This is a genomic window from Dechloromonas denitrificans, from assembly GCF_001551835.1.
GTDB lineage: Bacteria > Pseudomonadota > Gammaproteobacteria > Burkholderiales > Rhodocyclaceae > Azonexus > Azonexus denitrificans.
Genome location: NZ_LODL01000010.1, coordinates 308,075 through 324,947, shown reverse-complemented (window position 1 = coordinate 324,947; position 16,873 = coordinate 308,075). Strand labels below are relative to the sequence as shown.

21 protein-coding genes are annotated in these 16,873 nt (G+C 58.9%); 15 read left to right on the top strand and 6 right to left on the bottom strand.

The window, feature by feature from the left end; genetic code table 11:
- The first annotated feature begins 170 nt into the window (after positions 1-170).
- Complete coding sequence (locus AT959_RS05780; protein ID WP_066881542.1) at positions 171-959, top strand: NAD-dependent deacylase; 789 nt, start codon at positions 171-173, stop codon at positions 957-959.
- A gap of 33 nt (positions 960-992) precedes the next feature.
- On the opposite strand, the gene AT959_RS05775 is transcribed toward AT959_RS05780, so the two are convergent.
- On the bottom strand, positions 993-1,613 hold the full coding sequence (locus tag AT959_RS05775; RefSeq protein ID WP_066881540.1) for a trimeric intracellular cation channel family protein: 621 nt from the start codon (positions 1,611-1,613) through the stop codon (positions 993-995).
- Between the two features lie 7 nt (positions 1,614-1,620).
- Positions 1,621-2,070 carry an SsrA-binding protein SmpB gene (gene smpB, locus AT959_RS05770; protein ID WP_066881538.1) on the bottom strand — a complete coding sequence of 150 codons (450 nt, stop codon included), beginning with the start codon at positions 2,068-2,070 and terminating at the stop codon, positions 1,621-1,623.
- A 57-nt stretch (positions 2,071-2,127) separates the two neighbouring features.
- On the opposite strand from smpB, the gene AT959_RS05765 reads away from it, so the two are divergent.
- Both AT959_RS05765 and AT959_RS05760 read left to right on the top strand, forming a co-directional pair.
- Positions 2,128-2,571 carry a type II toxin-antitoxin system RatA family toxin gene (locus tag AT959_RS05765; protein WP_066881537.1) on the top strand — a complete coding sequence of 148 codons (444 nt, stop codon included), beginning with the start codon at positions 2,128-2,130 and terminating at the stop codon, positions 2,569-2,571.
- Positions 2,564-2,890, top strand: coding sequence for an RnfH family protein (locus tag AT959_RS05760; RefSeq protein ID WP_066881536.1), 327 nt, complete (start codon positions 2,564-2,566; stop codon positions 2,888-2,890). The genes AT959_RS05765 and AT959_RS05760 overlap by 8 nt, the downstream gene beginning before the upstream one ends.
- Positions 2,891-2,905: 15 nt before the next feature.
- Here AT959_RS05760 and AT959_RS05755 read toward each other — a convergent pair whose 3' ends face one another.
- The gene (locus AT959_RS05755) at positions 2,906-3,397 is read right to left on the bottom strand and encodes a DUF4124 domain-containing protein (protein WP_066881535.1); all 492 of its coding nucleotides are present in this window, start codon (positions 3,395-3,397) and stop codon (positions 2,906-2,908) included.
- A 56-nt stretch (positions 3,398-3,453) separates the two neighbouring features.
- Here AT959_RS05755 and guaB point away from each other — a divergent pair, with 56 nt between their 5' ends.
- Genes guaB through AT959_RS05735 form a run of 4 tightly spaced genes read left to right on the top strand, consistent with a single transcriptional unit; the run spans position 3,454 to position 7,573 of the window.
- Complete coding sequence (guaB, locus tag AT959_RS05750) at positions 3,454-4,917, top strand: IMP dehydrogenase (protein ID WP_066881534.1); 1,464 nt, start codon at positions 3,454-3,456, stop codon at positions 4,915-4,917.
- Between the two features lie 60 nt (positions 4,918-4,977).
- Positions 4,978-6,612 (top strand): glutamine-hydrolyzing GMP synthase, encoded by a 1,635-nt coding sequence (gene guaA / locus AT959_RS05745; RefSeq protein WP_066881532.1) that lies wholly within the window; start codon positions 4,978-4,980, stop codon positions 6,610-6,612.
- Positions 6,603-7,088 (top strand): tRNA adenosine(34) deaminase TadA, encoded by a 486-nt coding sequence (tadA, locus tag AT959_RS05740; protein WP_276203668.1) that lies wholly within the window; start codon positions 6,603-6,605, stop codon positions 7,086-7,088. The genes guaA and tadA overlap by 10 nt, the downstream gene beginning before the upstream one ends.
- Before the next feature lie 2 nt (positions 7,089-7,090).
- Positions 7,091-7,573, top strand: a complete 483-nt coding sequence (locus AT959_RS05735; RefSeq protein ID WP_066881529.1) for a L,D-transpeptidase — start codon at positions 7,091-7,093, stop codon at positions 7,571-7,573.
- Here the strand turns inward: AT959_RS05735 and AT959_RS05730 are convergent.
- Both AT959_RS05730 and ygfZ read right to left on the bottom strand, forming a co-directional pair.
- Complete coding sequence (locus AT959_RS05730) at positions 7,543-8,292, bottom strand: NRDE family protein (protein WP_066881527.1); 750 nt, start codon at positions 8,290-8,292, stop codon at positions 7,543-7,545. The two genes, AT959_RS05735 and AT959_RS05730, sit on opposite strands and share 31 nt — an antisense overlap.
- A 12-nt stretch (positions 8,293-8,304) precedes the next feature.
- A complete protein-coding gene (ygfZ, locus tag AT959_RS05725; protein WP_066881525.1) occupies positions 8,305-9,321 on the bottom strand; it encodes a CAF17-like 4Fe-4S cluster assembly/insertion protein YgfZ in 1,017 nt (338 codons plus the stop codon).
- A 92-nt stretch (positions 9,322-9,413) separates the two neighbouring features.
- Here ygfZ and mltG point away from each other — a divergent pair, with 92 nt between their 5' ends.
- From mltG to dinB, 7 genes are all read left to right on the top strand, one after another.
- On the top strand, positions 9,414-10,409 hold the full coding sequence (gene mltG / locus AT959_RS05720) for an endolytic transglycosylase MltG (protein WP_066881523.1): 996 nt from the start codon (positions 9,414-9,416) through the stop codon (positions 10,407-10,409).
- Positions 10,406-11,020: a dTMP kinase gene (tmk, locus tag AT959_RS05715; RefSeq protein ID WP_066881521.1), complete on the top strand. Its 615-nt coding sequence runs from the start codon at positions 10,406-10,408 to the stop codon at positions 11,018-11,020. Before mltG ends, tmk begins: the two co-directional genes overlap by 4 nt.
- Positions 11,017-12,036, top strand: coding sequence for a DNA polymerase III subunit delta' (gene holB / locus AT959_RS05710; RefSeq protein WP_066881519.1), 1,020 nt, complete (start codon positions 11,017-11,019; stop codon positions 12,034-12,036). Before tmk ends, holB begins: the two co-directional genes overlap by 4 nt.
- 6 nt (positions 12,037-12,042) lie before the next feature.
- Positions 12,043-12,405, top strand: coding sequence for a PilZ domain-containing protein (locus AT959_RS05705; RefSeq protein WP_066881517.1), 363 nt, complete (start codon positions 12,043-12,045; stop codon positions 12,403-12,405).
- Positions 12,406-12,414: 9 nt separating this feature from the next.
- Complete coding sequence (locus tag AT959_RS05700; protein ID WP_066881515.1) at positions 12,415-13,197, top strand: TatD family hydrolase; 783 nt, start codon at positions 12,415-12,417, stop codon at positions 13,195-13,197.
- Positions 13,194-13,853: an ankyrin repeat domain-containing protein gene (locus AT959_RS05695; RefSeq protein WP_066881513.1), complete on the top strand. Its 660-nt coding sequence runs from the start codon at positions 13,194-13,196 to the stop codon at positions 13,851-13,853. Before AT959_RS05700 ends, AT959_RS05695 begins: the two co-directional genes overlap by 4 nt.
- A gap of 140 nt (positions 13,854-13,993) precedes the next feature.
- Positions 13,994-15,142, top strand: a complete 1,149-nt coding sequence (gene dinB / locus AT959_RS05690) for a DNA polymerase IV (RefSeq protein WP_066881511.1) — start codon at positions 13,994-13,996, stop codon at positions 15,140-15,142.
- A 43-nt stretch (positions 15,143-15,185) separates the two neighbouring features.
- Here dinB and AT959_RS05685 read toward each other — a convergent pair whose 3' ends face one another.
- Positions 15,186-15,779: a hypothetical protein gene (locus AT959_RS05685; RefSeq protein WP_066881509.1), complete on the bottom strand. Its 594-nt coding sequence runs from the start codon at positions 15,777-15,779 to the stop codon at positions 15,186-15,188.
- A gap of 205 nt (positions 15,780-15,984) precedes the next feature.
- Between AT959_RS05685 and AT959_RS05680 the strand changes: the two genes are divergently transcribed.
- Positions 15,985-16,833, top strand: a complete 849-nt coding sequence (locus tag AT959_RS05680; RefSeq protein ID WP_066881502.1) for a M15 family metallopeptidase — start codon at positions 15,985-15,987, stop codon at positions 16,831-16,833.
- The last annotated feature ends 40 nt before the right edge of the window (positions 16,834-16,873 follow it).

The window sequence follows — 16,873 nt, the reverse complement described above, 5'->3', positions numbered from 1 at the left end:
AGAATACCGGCCTGTCACGCCGGGGGTCGCGGGTTCGAGTCCCGTCCACTCCGCCAGAAATTCGAAAACCCCCGCTGCTCATTGAGTGGCGGGGGTTTTTACATTGCAGCCGCGATCCTGCCGGGGCTGATCGGCTACCCGCCTGCGTCGGGCTGGGCTATGCTTTAAACATGACTGAAATCGAATCATTCCTCGATGAAATCGCCTTGCTGCTTCTGAACGCGGAAAGTGCGCTGTTCATCACCGGCGCCGGCATTTCCGCCGATTCCGGCCTGCCGACCTATCGCGGCGTCGGCGGCCTCTATAACGACGAGCATACTGACGACGGCTTGGCGATCGAAGAGGCGCTGTCCGGCGAAGTATTCGCCGTGCGCCCCGATATCACCTGGAAGTATCTGGCCCAGATCGAAGAGAACTGCCGGGGTGCCCGGCCGAATGCCGCGCATCTGGCGATAGCCGAACTGGAAACGCATCTGCCGCGGGTCATGGTATTTACCCAGAATGTCGATGGGCTGCACCGGCAGGCGGGCAGCAGCAATGTCATCGAGATCCATGGCAATCTGCAGCAACTGGCCTGCACCGGCTGCGCTTTCGAAGAAACGGTGGCCGACCTGAGCGGCCACGACATGCCGCCGCATTGCCCGGCCTGCGGCAGTGTCTTGCGACCGAAGGTGGTGTTGTTTGGCGAGGCTTTGCCGGAGGCTGCGATGGAGCGCTTCCTGGATGGCCTTGAAACCGGCTTCGACATCATCTTCACGATCGGCACTTCCGGTGTTTTTCCCTACATTGCGGAACCGGTGGTCTGGGCCGCCCGGCTGGGTATTCCTACTGTCGAGATCAATCCGCTGCCGACCCGGCTCAGCGAAATTGTCGAGTATCACCTGCCGTTGGGGGCGGCCGAGGCCATGCAGGGCCTGATGCGCCGTCTGGCTAGCCTGCAATCGGGCGGTGCCGCCTAGTTTCGCTTGGCTGAATAACGTCAGCCCGTTCCGCTACTCCGCCTTTTGCGTGCTGAAAACCGGTAGCGTCAGGTGGAAGCGCATGGCCAGCAGGCGTAGTGTCAAGACTACTGCCATCGCCAGCCAACTGGCGGTAATGGCATTGGTGCCGATCTGCTGCAGCCCAACCAGCACCAGAGCACCCAGCCAGGCGGCGCTGGCATAAAGCTCGCCCTTGAGAAAGACCAGAGGTACGTCATTGCAGAGAATGTCGCGCAGCACGCCGCCGACGACGCCGGTGATGACTCCCATCAGGCTGGCGACCAGCCAGGGGGTGTGCCATTGCAAGGCGACCTGGGTGCCGACGATGGTGAATAGCGCCAGACCAACGGCATCGGGGATCAGGAAGAGCCGGGGATGGACCGGCAGGGCGCGGGCAATGAAAAAAGTTATGAAGCCGGTGCCGAGCGCCGCGATCAGATAGGTTTGGTCGACGACCCAGAAGACGTTGCGGTCGAGCAGCAGGTCGCGAATGGTGCCGCCGCCGAGCGCGGTGGCGACGCCGACCAGCAGGGCGCCGATCAGGTCCATTTGCTTACGGCCGGAATCGAGTACGCCGGTCAGGGCATTCACCGCCACGGCGGCCATGCCGACCCAGTAGAGCAGGGCGTCCATGCCTTGTTTAGCGCTGGCGCTCTTTCATCGCCCGCTGGGCTTCGCGTTTGTGGTCCTTCTCCTGCTCATCGGCCCGCTTGTCGTGCTGTTTCTTGCCCTTGGCAAGGCCGACTTCAAGCTTGATGCGACCGCGGGAATAATGCAGGTCGAGCGGAATCAGCGCATAGCCGGCGCGTTCGACCTTGCCGATCAGCTTGCCGATTTCATTGGCGTGCAGCAGGAGCTTGCGGGTGCGCGTCGGGTCGTGCGGATTGTGCGAGGAGGCGGTCGGCAGTGGCGTGATGTGCATGCCGATCAGGAAAATCTCGCCACTTTTGATGATGACGTAGGATTCCTTGATGTTCATCCGGCCAGCCCGGATCGCCTTGACCTCCCATCCCTGGAGGGCAATACCAGCCTCGTACTTCTCTTCAATGAAGTATTCGTGAATGGCTTTTTTGTTGACCGTGATGCTCATGCTGCCGGTGATCCATTAAAATCTCTATTTTATAGGATACAGGAACGTTGCTGCCGCATGGCTCTGGTTGAAAAGACAGTCTTGATCGAGCAGTCCGCCGAGCGCATGTTCGAGCTGGTGGATCGCTGCGAGGATTACCCGGCCTTTCTGCCCTGGTGCAGCCAGACCGAGGTCAAGTTCCGCGATGCACAGAAGACCGTGGCAACGCTGCATATCAATTACCACTCGGTCAAATCCGGCTTCACCACGGAGAACGACAAGGAATACCCGAAGCTGATGAAAATTCGTCTGGTCGACGGCCCGTTCCGCCGGCTGGAAGGCTCGTGGCATTTCAAGGCGCTGGCCGAGAATGCCTGCAAGATCGAGTTCCAGTTGCACTACGAGTTTTCCAGCAAATTATTTGAAAAAGTGATCGGCCCGGTCTTCAGCCACATCGCGAATACCTTTGTCGATGCTTTCGTGCGCCGGGCGGCGCAGGTTTATGGAGCCAGCCATGGCTGAAATGATCAATGTTGAAGTTTGTTACGCCCTGCCGGAGAAGCAGGCGCTGGTCAGCGTCAAGCTGGCGCCGGGGGCGACGCTGCTGCAGGCCCTCGAGGCTTCGGGACTGCTGGAGAAGCATCCGGAAATCGATCTCAAGAAGAACAAGTTCGGCGTCTTCGCCAAGCTGTCCAAGCCGGACACCGTGCTGCGCGACCGCGATCGGGTTGAAATCTACCGGCCGCTGATTGCCGACCCGAAGGAAGTTCGCAAGCAGCGGGCGGCGGAAGGCAAGGTCATGAAAAAAGGCGCCGGGGATACCGACGCCGCCGAGGGCTGAGCGCCGCGCACCTGCTTATTTGCAGGATTCGGCCATGAAGCGACGGGCCCGTTCCATTTCCTGATTGCGCTGGTTGGTGTCCATCGCTTGGCGCTCCCCCTTCTCGTCAAGGGTGGCGACCGGTTGGTTGGATTCCAGTGCGGCGAGATTGCGCCGGGCATTCTCGCAATTTGCCTGTTTTTCGCGCGCGGCTAGCTGTTCTTTTTCAGCTTTTTCAGCCTTTTCCCTGGCTTCCTGCTGGCGCTTCTTGAATTCCAGATCCTTTTCGGCGGTCGTTTTCGGCTCTTCTGCCTTCTTTTCGCTTGCTGCCGGGGTTTCGATAAAGCCGGTAGCGGGCGGTGTTTCACCGATGGCGCGCTTGGTCTTCGCCGTGCCCGGGGGCGGGCTGTCGGAAATTACCGTCCGGCCATTATTGTCCTTCCACTGATAAGTCTGGGCATGGGCTGAAACGAGTGCTGCGGTCGACATGATGCCGAGGGCAAAAATCAGAGCGAGTTTCATGGTCATCGGGCTTTTCGAAGGTTTTCTGTATAATACGATTTTGTGACCTTGGATTAAAGGCCATGCGACTGCTGCAAAAAGCCCTTACTTTTGACGACGTTCTGCTCGTCCCCGCACACTCTCAAATCCTGCCGCGCGACGTCAGTCTGGCCACCCGGCTGACCCGCAATATCACCCTGAACCTGCCGTTGCTGTCCGCCGCCATGGATACCGTGACGGAAGGCCGCCTTGCCATCGCGCTGGCTCAGGAAGGCGGTATCGGTATCGTCCACAAGAACCTCAGCCCCAAGGCGCAAGCTGCCGAAGTGGCCAAGGTCAAGCGTTTCGAATCCGGCATTCTGCGCGATCCGATCACGGTTTCGCCGTTGATGACGGTGCGCGACGTGATCGAGATTACCCGCCAGCACCGCATTTCCGGCCTGCCGGTAATCGACAAGGCCGGCAAGGTGGTCGGCATCGTGACCAACCGCGATCTGCGCTTCGAAACCAATCTCGACCAGCCGGTCAAGTCCATCATGACGCCGCGCAAGCGCCTGGTTACGGTTGGCGAAGAGGCCAGTGTCGAAGATGCCAAGGAATTGATCCGCAAGCACCGCCTGGAGCGCGTGCTGGTGATTGATGACCAGTATCACTTGCGTGGCCTGATCACCGTCAAGGACATCCTGAAGTCCACCGAACACCCGCTGGCCAACAAGGATGCTTCCGGGCGTCTGCGGGCCGGTGCTGCCGTCGGCGTCGGGGCCGGTACCGAAGAGCGCGTGGAACTGCTGGCCGAAGCCGGCGTTGACGTGATCGTCGTCGATACCGCTCACGGCCATTCGCAAGGCGTGCTTGATCGCGTGAACTGGGTCAAGAAGAATTTCCCGCAGATCGAAGTCATCGGCGGCAACATCGCGACGGCCGATGCGGCCCGCGCACTGGTGGCGATGGGTGCCGATGGCGTCAAGGTTGGTATCGGCCCGGGCTCCATCTGCACGACGCGGATCGTGGCCGGTGTTGGCGTGCCGCAGATTACTGCCATCCAGAACGTTTCCGAAGCCCTCAAGGGCTCCGGCGTACCGATGATCGCCGACGGCGGTATCCGTTACTCCGGCGATATCGCCAAGGCCATCGCGGCCGGTGCCGATACGGTCATGCTCGGTGGCCTGTTCGCCGGTACCGAAGAAGCACCGGGCGAGGTCGAGTTGTTCCAGGGCCGTTCCTACAAGTCCTACCGCGGCATGGGTTCGCTGGGTGCGATGCAGGCCGGTTCGTCCGACCGTTACTTCCAGGAAACGACTTCCAACGTCGATAAATTCGTCCCCGAGGGGATCGAAGGTCGCGTCCCGTACAAGGGCTCCGTACTGGCCGTGATCCACCAGTTGATGGGTGGCCTGCGTTCGTCGATGGGTTATCTCGGCAGCCCGACGATTGCCCACATGCACGACAATGCCTGTTTCGTCGAAATCACCTCGGCCGGTATCCGCGAGTCTCACGTCCACGACGTGCAGATCACCAAGGAAGCGCCGAACTATCATCTCGACTGATCGTTCCAGTGTCCCAAAGGGCGGCTCCCGGAGCCGCCCTTTTCATTCAAGGTTTTGAAAATGGCTCACCAGAAAATCCTCATTCTCGATTTCGGTTCCCAGGTTACCCAGCTGATCGCCCGTCGCGTGCGTGAAGCCAAGGTTTTCTGCGAAATTCACCCGTACGACGTATCCGAAGACTTTATCCGCAACTATGGCGCCAAGGGCATCATCCTGTCCGGCGGTCCGAGTTCAGTGACCGAAGGCGACACGCCGCGGGCGCCGGCAGTCGTTTTCGAACTGGGTATTCCGGTGCTCGGTATCTGTTACGGCATGCAGACCATGGCTCAGCAACTGGGCGGCAAGGTGATGACCGCCGAAGCGGCTGGCAAGTCGCGCGAATTCGGCTATTCCGAAGTTCGCGCTCATGGCCACACGGCGCTGTTGAACGATATCGCCGACTTCTACAGTCCTGAAGGCCATGGCATGCTCAAGGTCTGGATGAGCCACGGCGATTCCGTGATGGAATTGCCGGCAGGCTTTGTCAAGATGGCGTCGACGGCCTCCTGCCCGATCGCCGCAATGGCTGACGAAAACCGCAAGTTCTACGCCGTCCAGTTTCACCCTGAAGTGACGCATACCCAGCAGGGCCGTGCCATTCTCGAGCGTTTTGTACACGGTATCTGCGGTTGCGGTACCGACTGGGTGATGGGCGATTACATTGCTGAAGCCGTCGATGCTATTCGCCGCCAGGTCGGCGACGAAGAGGTCATCCTTGGCCTGTCCGGTGGCGTCGATTCCAGTGTTGCCGCGGCACTGATTCACCGCGCCATCGGCGACCAGTTGACCTGCGTTTTCGTCGATCACGGCCTGCTGCGCCTGAACGAAGGTGACATGGTCATGGAGATGTTCGCCCGCAACCTTGGCGTCAAGGTCATCCGTGTCGATGCGGTCGACGACTTTATGGGCAAGCTGGCCGGCGTTTCCGACCCGGAACAGAAGCGCAAGATCATCGGCAAGGAATTTGTCGAGGTCTTCCAGGCCGAATCCAAAAAACTTTCCGCCGCCAAGTGGCTGGCCCAGGGCACCATCTACCCGGACGTGATCGAGTCGGCCGGCAAGAACAAGAAGGGGGCTCACACCATCAAGAGCCACCACAATGTCGGTGGCCTGCCGGAAGATATGCATCTGCAGTTGCTCGAGCCGCTGCGTGAGTTGTTCAAGGACGAAGTCCGTGAACTTGGCGTTGCGCTTGGTCTGCCGCGCGAGATGGTCTATCGCCACCCGTTCCCCGGCCCCGGCTTGGGGGTGCGCATCCTGGGTGAGGTCAAGCTGGAGTCGGCCCACCTGCTGCAACGCGCCGACGCCATCTTCATCGACGAATTGCGCGCCACGCATGCCACCGAGCGCGATATGGCGGCCGGCGCCTGCACCGCGGCCGACATCGGCAAAAGCTGGTACGACCTGACCAGCCAGGCTTTCGCCGTTTTCCTGCCAGTCAAGAGCGTTGGCGTGATGGGCGACGGACGCACCTACGAAAACGTCGTTGCGCTGCGTGCCGTCGTTACCAGCGACTTCATGACGGCCCACTGGGCGCACCTGCCGTACGAGTTGCTCGGCCGGGTTTCCAATCGCATCATTAATGAAGTCCGTGGTTTGAACCGGGTCGTCTATGACGTCTCGGGCAAGCCGCCGGCAACGATCGAGTGGGAATAAGCGAGGATAGCTCGCTCGCCGGCCTTGGCGACGAGTTCTTCATGCGCGAGGCCATTTCACTGGCTCGCGCTGCCGAGTGCCTGGGCGAGGTGCCGGTCGGTGCCGTGGTCGTCCAGAACGGGGTGATCGTCGGGCGCGGCTTCAATTCGCCGATTGGCGAAAGCGATCCGACGGCGCACGCCGAGATCGCCGCCCTGCGCGATGCGGCGCGGGCTCTGGGCAACTATCGACTGCCGGGCTGCGAATTGTTCGTCACCCTCGAGCCTTGCGCCATGTGTGCCGGCGCCATCATGCATGCCCGCATCAGTCGGGTGATCTACGGTGCGCGCGACGCCAAGACGGGAGTACATGGCAGTGTCGTCGACTTGTTCGGCGTTGAGCGTCTGAATCACCACGCCACGGTCGAAGGCGGGGTGCTGGCCGACGAATGCAGTAGCCTGTTGTCACAGTTTTTCGCCAGCCGGCGTCGCAAGTAAGCATGAAGCTGCATATTTCGATTGCCCGCCAGTCGCTGAGCGTGTTCGGTGAGCAGGGCGAAATTCTGGCTGAGTATCCGGTGTCTACCGCCAAAGCCGGGGTTGGTGAAGTTTCGGGCAGTTATCAGACACCCCGCGGTCGACACCTTGTCCGGGCAAAAATTGGTGCCGGGCAGCCGGAAAATACGGTGTTCGTGCGCCGTCGCCCAACCGGCGAAATCTGGACGCCGGAACTGGCCGAACAGTTTCCCGGTCGTGACTGGATCCTCACTCGCATCCTCTGGTTGTCCGGCTGCGAGCCGGGCCGCAACCGCCTGGGCTGTGTCGACACCATGCGGCGCTATGTTTATATCCACGGCAGCCCGGACTCTGCCGAGATGGGCGTGCCGGGTTCGCATGGCTGCATCCGCATGCGCAATGCCGATATCGTCGGGTTGTTCGATCTGGTGCCGTGTTATACGGCGGTGGAAATCAGCGAAGACTGAAGTGGGCGGCCATTTGGTCCGAAGCTGCGTTCATGCAGGCTGACCTCTCCCTGGGTGTTGCGCCAGAGTAGTGTCGAGGCACGAGTGCCGTAGCTTTCCGAGCGAACGAAAACAGCCGACAGCAGCCGTTCCCATTCCAGTGAAACGCCGGTGTTCGGCAGTTCGTGGTCGGCAACGATTTCATCGTCGGCAAGAATTGCGAAAAATTCGCTTTCGTCCGGAAGATTTTTCAGGGCGTGGGCAAAACGTTGGCGGGCCTTGAGTAGCTTGGGCCACGGGCTGTCCAGTCGATGATTCGACAGGCCATAGATGCCGGGTGGCAGCGCCCGTGGCTCACCGTCACGGTTGGAGCGGTAGTGCAGTGTTTCACCGTCACCGAGCAGTAGGTTGAAGCCGGAATAGGCTGAACCGTCGATGGCGTTGATCGCATCGCTGGCGCAATTTTCGGAAAGTAGGAAGTCGCGCGTCAGCGCCCCGCGCGAAAGTCGGCCTTTGGCCATGCCGGGCTCACGCACATTGGTGACCGCCGCAAAGCGGCCGCTCTCGGCAATGCCCAGCCAAGTTCCACCGGCTTCAAGATCGATGCCGCCGATGATTTGAGGCGCCTCCGGCCAGCGGCCAGCTGCGGCGGTTGGCCGGGCATAAAACTCGTCGCGGTTGGCCGCAACCACCAGCGGATAATCCGAGTGTGCATGCCAGCCGACGACGATCAGACACATTTTTGCCTGTTTTTACGGGTTGACCGCAGCAGCCTGCACTTGCGGGCCTTCGCGGGAGCCAAGATGCACGTTGGTCGAATAATTCGACTGCACGACGGCCAGCGCTTCGTAGCCGCCCGTTGGCGACGGTGCGGCGCTCATCACCATGCCGCAAGCCTGGTCGAGGTTATCCGGCGAATAGAGGGCTTCGCCGGCACTCAGCGCCTGCGGGCTGGTCAGTCGATAAAGGTGGCGCTTGACCTTGCCGAGATACTGGGTCCGGGCGACGATTTCCTGGCCCGGGTAGCAGCCCTTGTGGAAACTGACGCCACCGATTTTCTCGAAGTCGGCCATTTGCGGTACGAACTCTTCCTTGGTGGCCAGCGTCACGAGCGGGAAGGCGGCCTGCACGTCCAGCCAGCGCCAGGCAGGAGTGCCGGCTGGGCGGGCCTTGACGCTCAGCTTTTGCCATAGGTCGGCCTTCATCTCTTCCGGTGCGCTGATGACGAAACGGCTTGTGTCCAGGCGTATGGCGGTCACGCCATCGCTAGTGGCGGTGGTCATCGGCTCGGCCGGGCAGGGCAGCCCTGCATCTGTCAGTGCCTCTTCGGCTTGCCGGCCGGCCAGCCCCAGCAGGATGGTGCTGTCGTTCAATGAAGTCAGTTTGACCTTGGCGCGCAGGATGAACATCTGCAAGCGTTTTTGCGTCGCTTCCTGGAGGTCTGCCGAAACGGTCATCCGGTAGGCGTCGCCGTTACGCCAGGCAAGAAAGCTGGCCTGCATCCGGCCCTTGGCGGTGCACCAGCCGGCATGCTGGGCCTGGCCTTCGGCCAGATGATTGACGTCACTGGTGAACTGGCTGTGCAGAAAGCTCTTGGCCTCCTCGCCGCTCGCTTCGAGTAGACCAAAGTGGGTCAGTGGCACAAGGATGGTCTGCTGGCCGGCGGCCTGCAGCTCGGCGGCGGCATCGCCAAAATGAAGTAGATCGGCCGATGCGGTATCGAAGATGCCTTCCGCGGATTCTAGAAAGCTGCGCCAGTTGGGGTTCATGAAGGCTCCTGTTGGGGTTTGGGATATTATATCGCCCGTTTTCACGTGCTCGTGCTACACGGGCAAGACCGGCTTGTCGCCAGCGAGTTCCCGTGCGCCTTCTTCTTAAGTTTTTTATATTCGTTTTTCTGCTGCTCTCGGCGCTTGCCGCCGGTACATGGTGGTGGGCAAACCAGCCGTTGAGCCTGCGTTCGTCGCCGGTCGATTTTCACGTAGCGGCGGGGAGCAGTATGCGTACAGCGATCACCCAGATGCAAGAGGCGGGGATCGAGGTTCAGCCAACCGTGTTGGCCTGGCTGGCCCGTCTGAATAGAGCCGAGACGGGAATCAAGGCCGGGAGTTACTCGGTTAAACAGGGCGTCACGCCACTGCAATTGCTGGGCAAGCTGACCCGTGGCGAGGTGACGCAAGGTGAATTGACGCTGGTCGAAGGCTGGAGTTTCCGGCAGTGGCGCCAGCGGATGGACAAGCATCCGGACCTGCGCCACGAGACGACCGGGCTGTCGGAGGCCCAGATTGCTGAGCGACTGGGCCAGAACACTGCTCAGCTTGATGGTTGGCTTTTCCCAGACACCTATCTTTTTGACAAGCAATCGAGCGATCTCGATTTGCTGGCGCGCGCACTCCGCGCCATGCAGCGCAAACTCGACAGCGAATGGGGGCAGCGCGATCAGGGGCTGCCGTACAAAACTCCGCTCGAAGCCTTGGTGATGGCGTCAATTATCGAGAAAGAGACCGGTCAGGCCGCCGACCGGGCGATGGTTGCTGCGGTTTTTGTAAATCGGCTGCGTAAGGGCATGTTGCTGCAAACCGATCCGACGGTCATCTACGGCCTGGGTGAAAATTTCGATGGCAATCTGCGCAAGCGCGATCTACAGGCTGATACGCCGTACAACACCTATACCCGTAGCGGCCTACCGCCGACGCCGATTGCCATGCCTGGTCTTGCCTCCTTGCAGGCGGCCTTGCATCCAGCAGCGAGCGACGTGCTTTATTTTGTGGCCAAGGGCGATGGGAGTAGTGAGTTTTCGCGTACCCTCGACGAACATAACCGCGCAGTAAACAGATATCAGAGAGGAAGGAAGTGAAAGGCAAATTCATCACTTTCGAAGGCATCGATGGTGCCGGAAAGAGCAGCCATGTCGAGTGGCTGGCCGAATGGCTGCGGGGGCAGGGCAAAACCGTACTGGTGACCCGGGAACCCGGTGGAACCGAACTTGGTGAGAAGCTGCGTACCCTGTTGCTCAACGACCCCATGCATCTGGAAACCGAAACACTCTTGATGTTCGCCGCCCGGCGCGAGCATCTGGCCAAGCTGATCGAGCCGGCCCTGGCGCGTGGCGAATGGGTGGTCTGTGACCGATTCAGCGATGCGACCTATGCCTATCAAGGTGGCGGGCGCGGTCTTGACCGGAGCAAGTTCCTGACTCTTGAACACTGGGTGCATGCCCACGTTCAGCCCGATCTGACCTTGCTCTTCGATTTGCCGCTTGATGTCGCCCGGGAGCGTATTGCGCTGGCCAGTCGCGTACTCGACCGTTTTGAACAGGAGCGCGCCGAATTTCACGAGCGCGTCCGTCTGGCCTATCTTGAGCGAGCACATGGCAACCCGTCACGAATTCGGGTGGTGGACGCCAACAACAGTCTCGACAATATTCGTAAAACACTTGAACAAATCGTTTCAACGAATTGTTTATGAACGTATTAAAGCTTCACGATAAAGTTTGGAATGGCTTGCAGGCAAGGCGTGAGCGCTTGCCGCACTCCTTGTTGCTGGTTGGGCAAAAAGGTCTCGGCAAGTTTGAACTGGCCAAGCGCTTTGCGGCCAGCCTGCTGTGCGAGAGTCCGCTCGACGATGGTCAAGCCTGTGGTCGTTGCCTGGCCTGTAATTGGTACAGCCAGGGAAACCACCCCGATTTTCGCCTGTTGCAACCGGATGCTTTGGCGGATGAGGCCGAGGTCGAAGATGGCAAGAAAAAGCCCAGCCAGCAGATCACCATTGATCAGGTGCGAGCCCTGGATGACTTTTTGAACGTCGGTACACACCGTGCCGGGTTGCGCATTATCGTGGTGCACCCGGCTGAGGCAATGAACAGAAGTACCGCCAACTCTCTTCTCAAGACACTTGAAGAGCCGGCGCCAAGTACTTTGTTTTTACTTGTTTCAAATGAATCACTCCGCTTGTTGCCGACCATCCGTAGCCGCTGCCAGGTGGTACCGGTCGCCGTGCCGCAACCGAAGGTCGCCGAGCAGGTCTTGTTTGATGACGGGGTGACCGAGGCGGCGCGCTGGCTGGCCTTGGCCGGCGGTGCTCCCGGGTTGGCCCTTGAACTGGCCGCCTCCGGCCAGGGGGCATGGCTGGAGTTGCTGATCAAGCGTCTGGCATCGGGCCGGAATGCCGACCCCCTCGGCATGGCCGGCGAGTTGGAAAAGACAATCAAGGAAAGCAAAGGCAAGCTGCTGCTGAAGGCGGTGATCGAGGCTTTGCAAAAATGGCAGGTCGATCTGGCGCTGGCCAAGAATGGCTTGCCAATAAGATATTTTCTGCCGCATCAAGCCACAATCAAGGGCTTGGCTGATATGATCCCGGCCATACGCCTGATTCATTTTTACCGTGATTTGATCAAACGCCGTCAGGAAGCAGAGCAGCCGCTCAACGCGCGTCTTTTCCTGGAAGGTGTTTTTCTGGACTACCGTGCCCTGTTTGCCAATTGATCGACAATGAGTGAAGTCAAACCCGCGCCGCAGCGCCCGAGTGTTCTCTCGCTGAACATCAATTCGAAATCCGCCCTTTATGCGGCCTTCATGCCGCATTTGCGGAGTGGTGGCATCTTTATTCCGACAACGCGTGCTTACGGTATCGGTGACGAGGTTTTCATGCTGCTTTCCCTGATGGACGATCCGGCCAAGTTGCCGATCGCCGGGACGGTTGTCTGGATTACACCGCCGGGCGCGCAGAATGGGCGAGCCCAGGGAATTGGCGTGCACTTCAACAATGACGAAAGCGGCCAGGAAGCTCGCCGCAAGATCGAAGGTCTGCTCGGTGGCGTCATGCAATCAACACGCCCGACCCATACGCTGTAAGCGACCGTGATGCTGGTCGACTCCCATTGCCACCTTGATTTCCCGGATCTGGTCAACCGCTTGTCGGATATCCTCGCCCGCATGCAGGCCAACAACGTCGGCTGCGCGGTCTGTATTGGCGTTAATCTGGAAGACTATCCGAAGGTGTTGGCGCTGGCCGAGGCGGAAGAGCGTCTGTTTGCCACGGTTGGCGTGCATCCCGAATACACCGATGTCGAGGAGCCTTCCGAAGACATGTTGGTTGCGCTGGCGGGGCACCATAAAGTGATCGCGATCGGGGAAACCGGTCTGGACTACTACTGGCAGAAAGACAAGCCGGGGTGGCAGCGGGCCCGCTTTCGCACCCATATCCAGGCCGCCAAGCGCGTCGGCAAGCCGCTGGTTATTCATACCCGGGAATCTGCTGCCGATACGTTGCGCCTGATGCAAGAGGAGGGTGCGGACGAGGTGGGCGGCGTCATGCACTGCTTTACCGAAAACTGGGAAATTGCTCGGCAAGCGCTCGATCTCGGCTTTTATCTGTCCTTTTCCGGTATCGTCACCTTCAAGAATGCCAGCGTCGTCAAAGAGGTCGCCCAGAAGTGTCCGCTGGACCGCATTCTCGTTGAAACGGACTCGCCTTACCTAGCGCCGACACCGTATCGTGGCAAGCCCAACGAACCCTCCTATGTTCTCCATGTTGCCGAAGAAATCGCCCGTTTGCGTTCGCTGTCGCTTGAGGATGTGAGCCTGGCGACGACCGACAATTTCTTCCGTCTGTTCAAACAAGCAAGCCGCCCGTCAAAATCATGAAAAAAACATTGTTGATCGCAGCAATTGTCCTCAGCCTGCCGTTTTCGGGTACCGCTGCCACTTATGATGACCTGATCAACGCGGCCAAACTCGGCGATACCAAAGAGGTCGCTGAAATCGTGCAGCGCGGGGCTTCGATTGACAGTACCGATATCGAGGGCAATACGCTGATGATGCTGGCGGCGCGCGATGGGCATGCCGACCTCGTCGATTTCCTGATCAAGCAGCGCGCCAAGGTGAATGCCCGCAACGCGGCCGGCGATACGGCTCTGCGGCTGGCCGCCTTCCGCGGGCACCTGAAAGTCGTCGAGTTGCTGGTGGCGGGAGGAGCACAAATCAATACCCCCGGTTGGACGCCGCTGGCTTACGCGGCTTTCGCCGGCCATCTGGATATTGCCCGGCTGCTGATCAAGGCCGGGGCTGACGTCAATGCGCCTAGTGAGAATGGCACGACTCCGCTGATTGCTGCATCGCGCGGCGGGCATCTTGAAATCACCAAATTGCTGCTGGGCAACAAGGCCGATCCGAACAAGGCCGTCGATACCGGCGAGACGGCGCTCGACATCGCCTTGAAAAACAAGAATACCGATATTGCCGACCTGCTGCGCCGCGCTGGCGGCAAGTCTGGACGCTCTGTGAGCATCGAAGTCAGGTAGTACTATCAGTGCGGGCCATGTTGCCCGGTAGGTGGAATGTCCGAAAAGAGTCGCCTTGCCCGCCCGGCAACGCGGCTCTTTTACATGTGGTGATGCAGGCCTGGTGCATGATTGTCTGATGAATCGCATATACTGTTAATATGAACAGTGTTCGTCGTATCGCCCACCTCGACATGGATGCATTCTTCGCTTCCGTCGAGTTGCTTCGTTATCCGGCGCTGCGTGGGCAGGCCATGGTGGTTGGCGGGCGGAATATTGCGCCCCCCGTATTGGCCGCCGATGGCGGCCTGCAGTGTGCCCGGCTTGGAGACTATGTCGGGCGCGGGGTGATTACCACGTCGACCTACGAAGCGCGGGCCCTGGGGGTTTTCTCCGGCATGGGGCTGATGAAAGCGGCTGCGCTGGCGCCCGACGCCATTCTTCTGCCAGCCAATTTTGATGCTTATCGTCATTATTCAAGGCTGTTCAAGGAGGCGGTAGCGAGTATTGCGCCAAAAATCGAGGATCGGGGGATTGATGAGATCTATATCGACCTTGGCGATATTCCGGAAGATTCGGTAGCGCTGGCCAGGCGTTTCAAGGAGGCCGTTTTTGCCGCAACCGGTCTGCGCTGCTCGATCGGTATTTCGCCGAACAAACTGTTGTCAAAAATAGGCTCGGATCTGGATAAGCCGGATGGGCTGACCGTCCTGAAGATGGATGACATTCCGCAGCGGATCTGGCCGTTGGCCGCCAGAAAGATCAATGGCATCGGTCCCAAGGCGGCCGAGAAGCTGAATCGACTTAACATTCACACCATTGGCGAGTTAGCGGCGACGCCCGTTGAATTGCTGGTCCGCCAATTTGGCCGCAGTACCGGCAGTTGGTTGCACCAAGTGGCGCATGGGGTCGATGAGCGGCCGGTCGTGACGAAATCCGAGCCCAAGTCGATCAGTCGGGAAACCACTTTTGAGCGAGATCTCCATGCCAGGCAAGACCGGGCTGAGCTCTCCGAAATCTTTACGATGCTCTGCATGCGTCTGGCCGACGACTTGGCGCGGAAAGGCTATGTTTGCAAGACCGTCGGCATCAAGCTGCGGTATGCCGATTTCCAGGTGGTGACCCGTGATCTGACCTTGCCGATTGCAGTTAGCGCGGGGGATCAACTGCGCAAGGCGGCAGGGGAATGCCTAAAGCGTGTTCCGCTAGACCAGAAAATACGCTTGCTTGGCGTGCGCGCAAGCGGTTTACATCCATTTTCCGAAGGTAGGCAGGAGTATTCGGCTACCCAAGCCCAATTGCCGTTTTAACCGGCGATAATTTTGCCGCCTTGGCTGCTTGTGAAGGCGCTATTCATCTCACTATCGCAGTGATGATATCGATATCCCGCTCGGCTGGTTTCTTGGTAGTCGCGAGTGAGCGACTGCCGTCGGTTGCAGTATGGGCGGCCAAGGCCTTACCTTGTTTCTTTGTGGCGGCGGAGTTCAATGGGCGATTTTCCTTTGATTTATTCTGCGGCGCGACTACCAACTCATTCTTGTATGAAGGTTGTTCTGCCTTCAACCCTGTGTTTCGTTCCTGACTGATATCCAGTGAGGAGTTGTTGCGCTCTTTGGCATTTTCCTGAGCAGGGGGGCTTTCCCGGATAAGCGCGGCACCCTTGTCGGGTATGGGTGGGTGTGAGTGCTCTGCCAGAAGCAGGGCTGCTCCAGGAACACGTTGCGCAAGCTCTAGAGTTCCGGGGGGATTTCCCCGGTGAGTCTTCTCGTTCTGCTGGCTTTCAATGGCCCCATTTTTGCGCTCTCGATATTGTGCCAGGAATAGCCAGGCTGTTCCTGCAATGATGAGTAGCAAGGCGCTAATCCAGACGATAGCTTTGCCGGAGCGAGGTGTCTGCAAGGCAGAAAGTCTGGTGTTTGTCGGATCAAGGTCGCGCAGGATACTCATCGCTCTACCTCGCTGGATTCTCGGGTGGGGTACACGTTCATTGCTGTTTTGTCTAATGCAAATGGAATTTATATTTATTGTAATATGACTTCGTTAAGTTCATAAATATATTCATTTGTATTAAAATTTCAGGATTCATGCATGTCATGCTCTGCTGTCGAATCTCTTCGGAAGCAGATTTCCCGGCTATTCGTAAGGGTTTCTTGTGGTTGCTGTCGCCGTTTTGGCGTATTTCCTTGTTGTTGCGCTTGGCGTTGTGCTGGTGGTGTTTCCCGGCTATCGCAGGCGTTTCATTTCTACGCTGTTGGGGGCGCTTAGCAATGGTGTGGCACCGGTCGTTAAGGTCGGCTCAAGATGCTCTTCCAGTTTTCGACGAACCTGTGAATCATCCCGGCAGGGTTTGGGGGGGCTTGGCCTGTTCGTGTCGTCGAAACCTTTGTTGGCCGGTTCGGCATTTTTTTTGGTTGTCGCTCCGTCGCTGATTGCGCTGACTTTGCGTAGTCCCGCGGTGTTTGATTTTTCCGATGATGGGCAAATTGCAGATCGACAAATAGCAATTTTGCTGGAGGGGGAGCAACTCGTTCCGCCTGCGCCATTGCCACCGGAGGTTTTTACGACTCGCGAAGTGGAAATGATACGTCCTGATGTCATTAATGCCAGCCGCAACTGGACTCTGCTGGATCAGCTCTTCACTCAACGCTTGCTGGTCGTCTTCAAGTTAATGAAGGAGCGGCATGGCTACGACATGGTTTTGATCGAAGGCTATCGCAGCCCGGAGCGGCAGGCGCGTTTGGCTGAGCAAGGCAGCCATGTCACACAGGCTGGTGCAAACATGAGTTACCACCAGTATGGTCTGGCTGCGGATTCAGCATTCTACCGGGACGGCAAAGTCGTCATTTCCGAGCGAGATCCATGGGCGATGAAGGGTTACCAGCTATATGGAGAGATCGCCGAACAGGTTGGGCTCACTTGGGGGGGGCGATGGAAGATGCTGGATTATGGGCATGTCGAGTTAAGACGAAAGGGCGTTCTTGGCCGAGATGTTGTTCAGTAGGCGAATCCTCCGATCAAAGTGACAGAAATTTTTTGGGCAA

Excerpts from the sequence above, each read along its gene's own strand:
- AT959_RS05760 (WP_066881536.1), top strand. The coding sequence starts at position 2,564 with ATGGCTGAAATGATCAATGTTGAAGTTTGTTACGCCCTGCCGGAGAAG.
- smpB (WP_066881538.1), bottom strand. The coding sequence starts at position 2,070 with ATGAGCATCACGGTCAACAAAAAAGCCATTCACGAATACTTCATTGAA.
- AT959_RS05755 (WP_066881535.1), bottom strand. The coding sequence starts at position 3,397 with ATGACCATGAAACTCGCTCTGATTTTTGCCCTCGGCATCATGTCGACC.
- AT959_RS05695 (WP_066881513.1), top strand. The coding sequence starts at position 13,194 with ATGAAAAAAACATTGTTGATCGCAGCAATTGTCCTCAGCCTGCCGTTT.
- guaA (WP_066881532.1), top strand. The coding sequence starts at position 4,978 with ATGGCTCACCAGAAAATCCTCATTCTCGATTTCGGTTCCCAGGTTACC.
- AT959_RS05735 (WP_066881529.1), top strand. The coding sequence starts at position 7,091 with ATGAAGCTGCATATTTCGATTGCCCGCCAGTCGCTGAGCGTGTTCGGT.
- AT959_RS05775 (WP_066881540.1), bottom strand. The coding sequence starts at position 1,613 with ATGGACGCCCTGCTCTACTGGGTCGGCATGGCCGCCGTGGCGGTGAAT.
- AT959_RS05730 (WP_066881527.1), bottom strand. The coding sequence starts at position 8,292 with ATGTGTCTGATCGTCGTCGGCTGGCATGCACACTCGGATTATCCGCTG.
- guaB (WP_066881534.1), top strand. The coding sequence starts at position 3,454 with ATGCGACTGCTGCAAAAAGCCCTTACTTTTGACGACGTTCTGCTCGTC.
- AT959_RS05765 (WP_066881537.1), top strand. The coding sequence starts at position 2,128 with ATGGCTCTGGTTGAAAAGACAGTCTTGATCGAGCAGTCCGCCGAGCGC.
- holB (WP_066881519.1), top strand. The coding sequence starts at position 11,017 with ATGAACGTATTAAAGCTTCACGATAAAGTTTGGAATGGCTTGCAGGCA.
- dinB (WP_066881511.1), top strand. The coding sequence starts at position 13,994 with ATGAACAGTGTTCGTCGTATCGCCCACCTCGACATGGATGCATTCTTC.
- ygfZ (WP_066881525.1), bottom strand. The coding sequence starts at position 9,321 with ATGAACCCCAACTGGCGCAGCTTTCTAGAATCCGCGGAAGGCATCTTC.
- AT959_RS05700 (WP_066881515.1), top strand. The coding sequence starts at position 12,415 with ATGCTGGTCGACTCCCATTGCCACCTTGATTTCCCGGATCTGGTCAAC.
- AT959_RS05705 (WP_066881517.1), top strand. The coding sequence starts at position 12,043 with ATGAGTGAAGTCAAACCCGCGCCGCAGCGCCCGAGTGTTCTCTCGCTG.
- AT959_RS05780 (WP_066881542.1), top strand. The coding sequence starts at position 171 with ATGACTGAAATCGAATCATTCCTCGATGAAATCGCCTTGCTGCTTCTG.
- AT959_RS05685 (WP_066881509.1), bottom strand. The coding sequence starts at position 15,779 with ATGAGTATCCTGCGCGACCTTGATCCGACAAACACCAGACTTTCTGCC.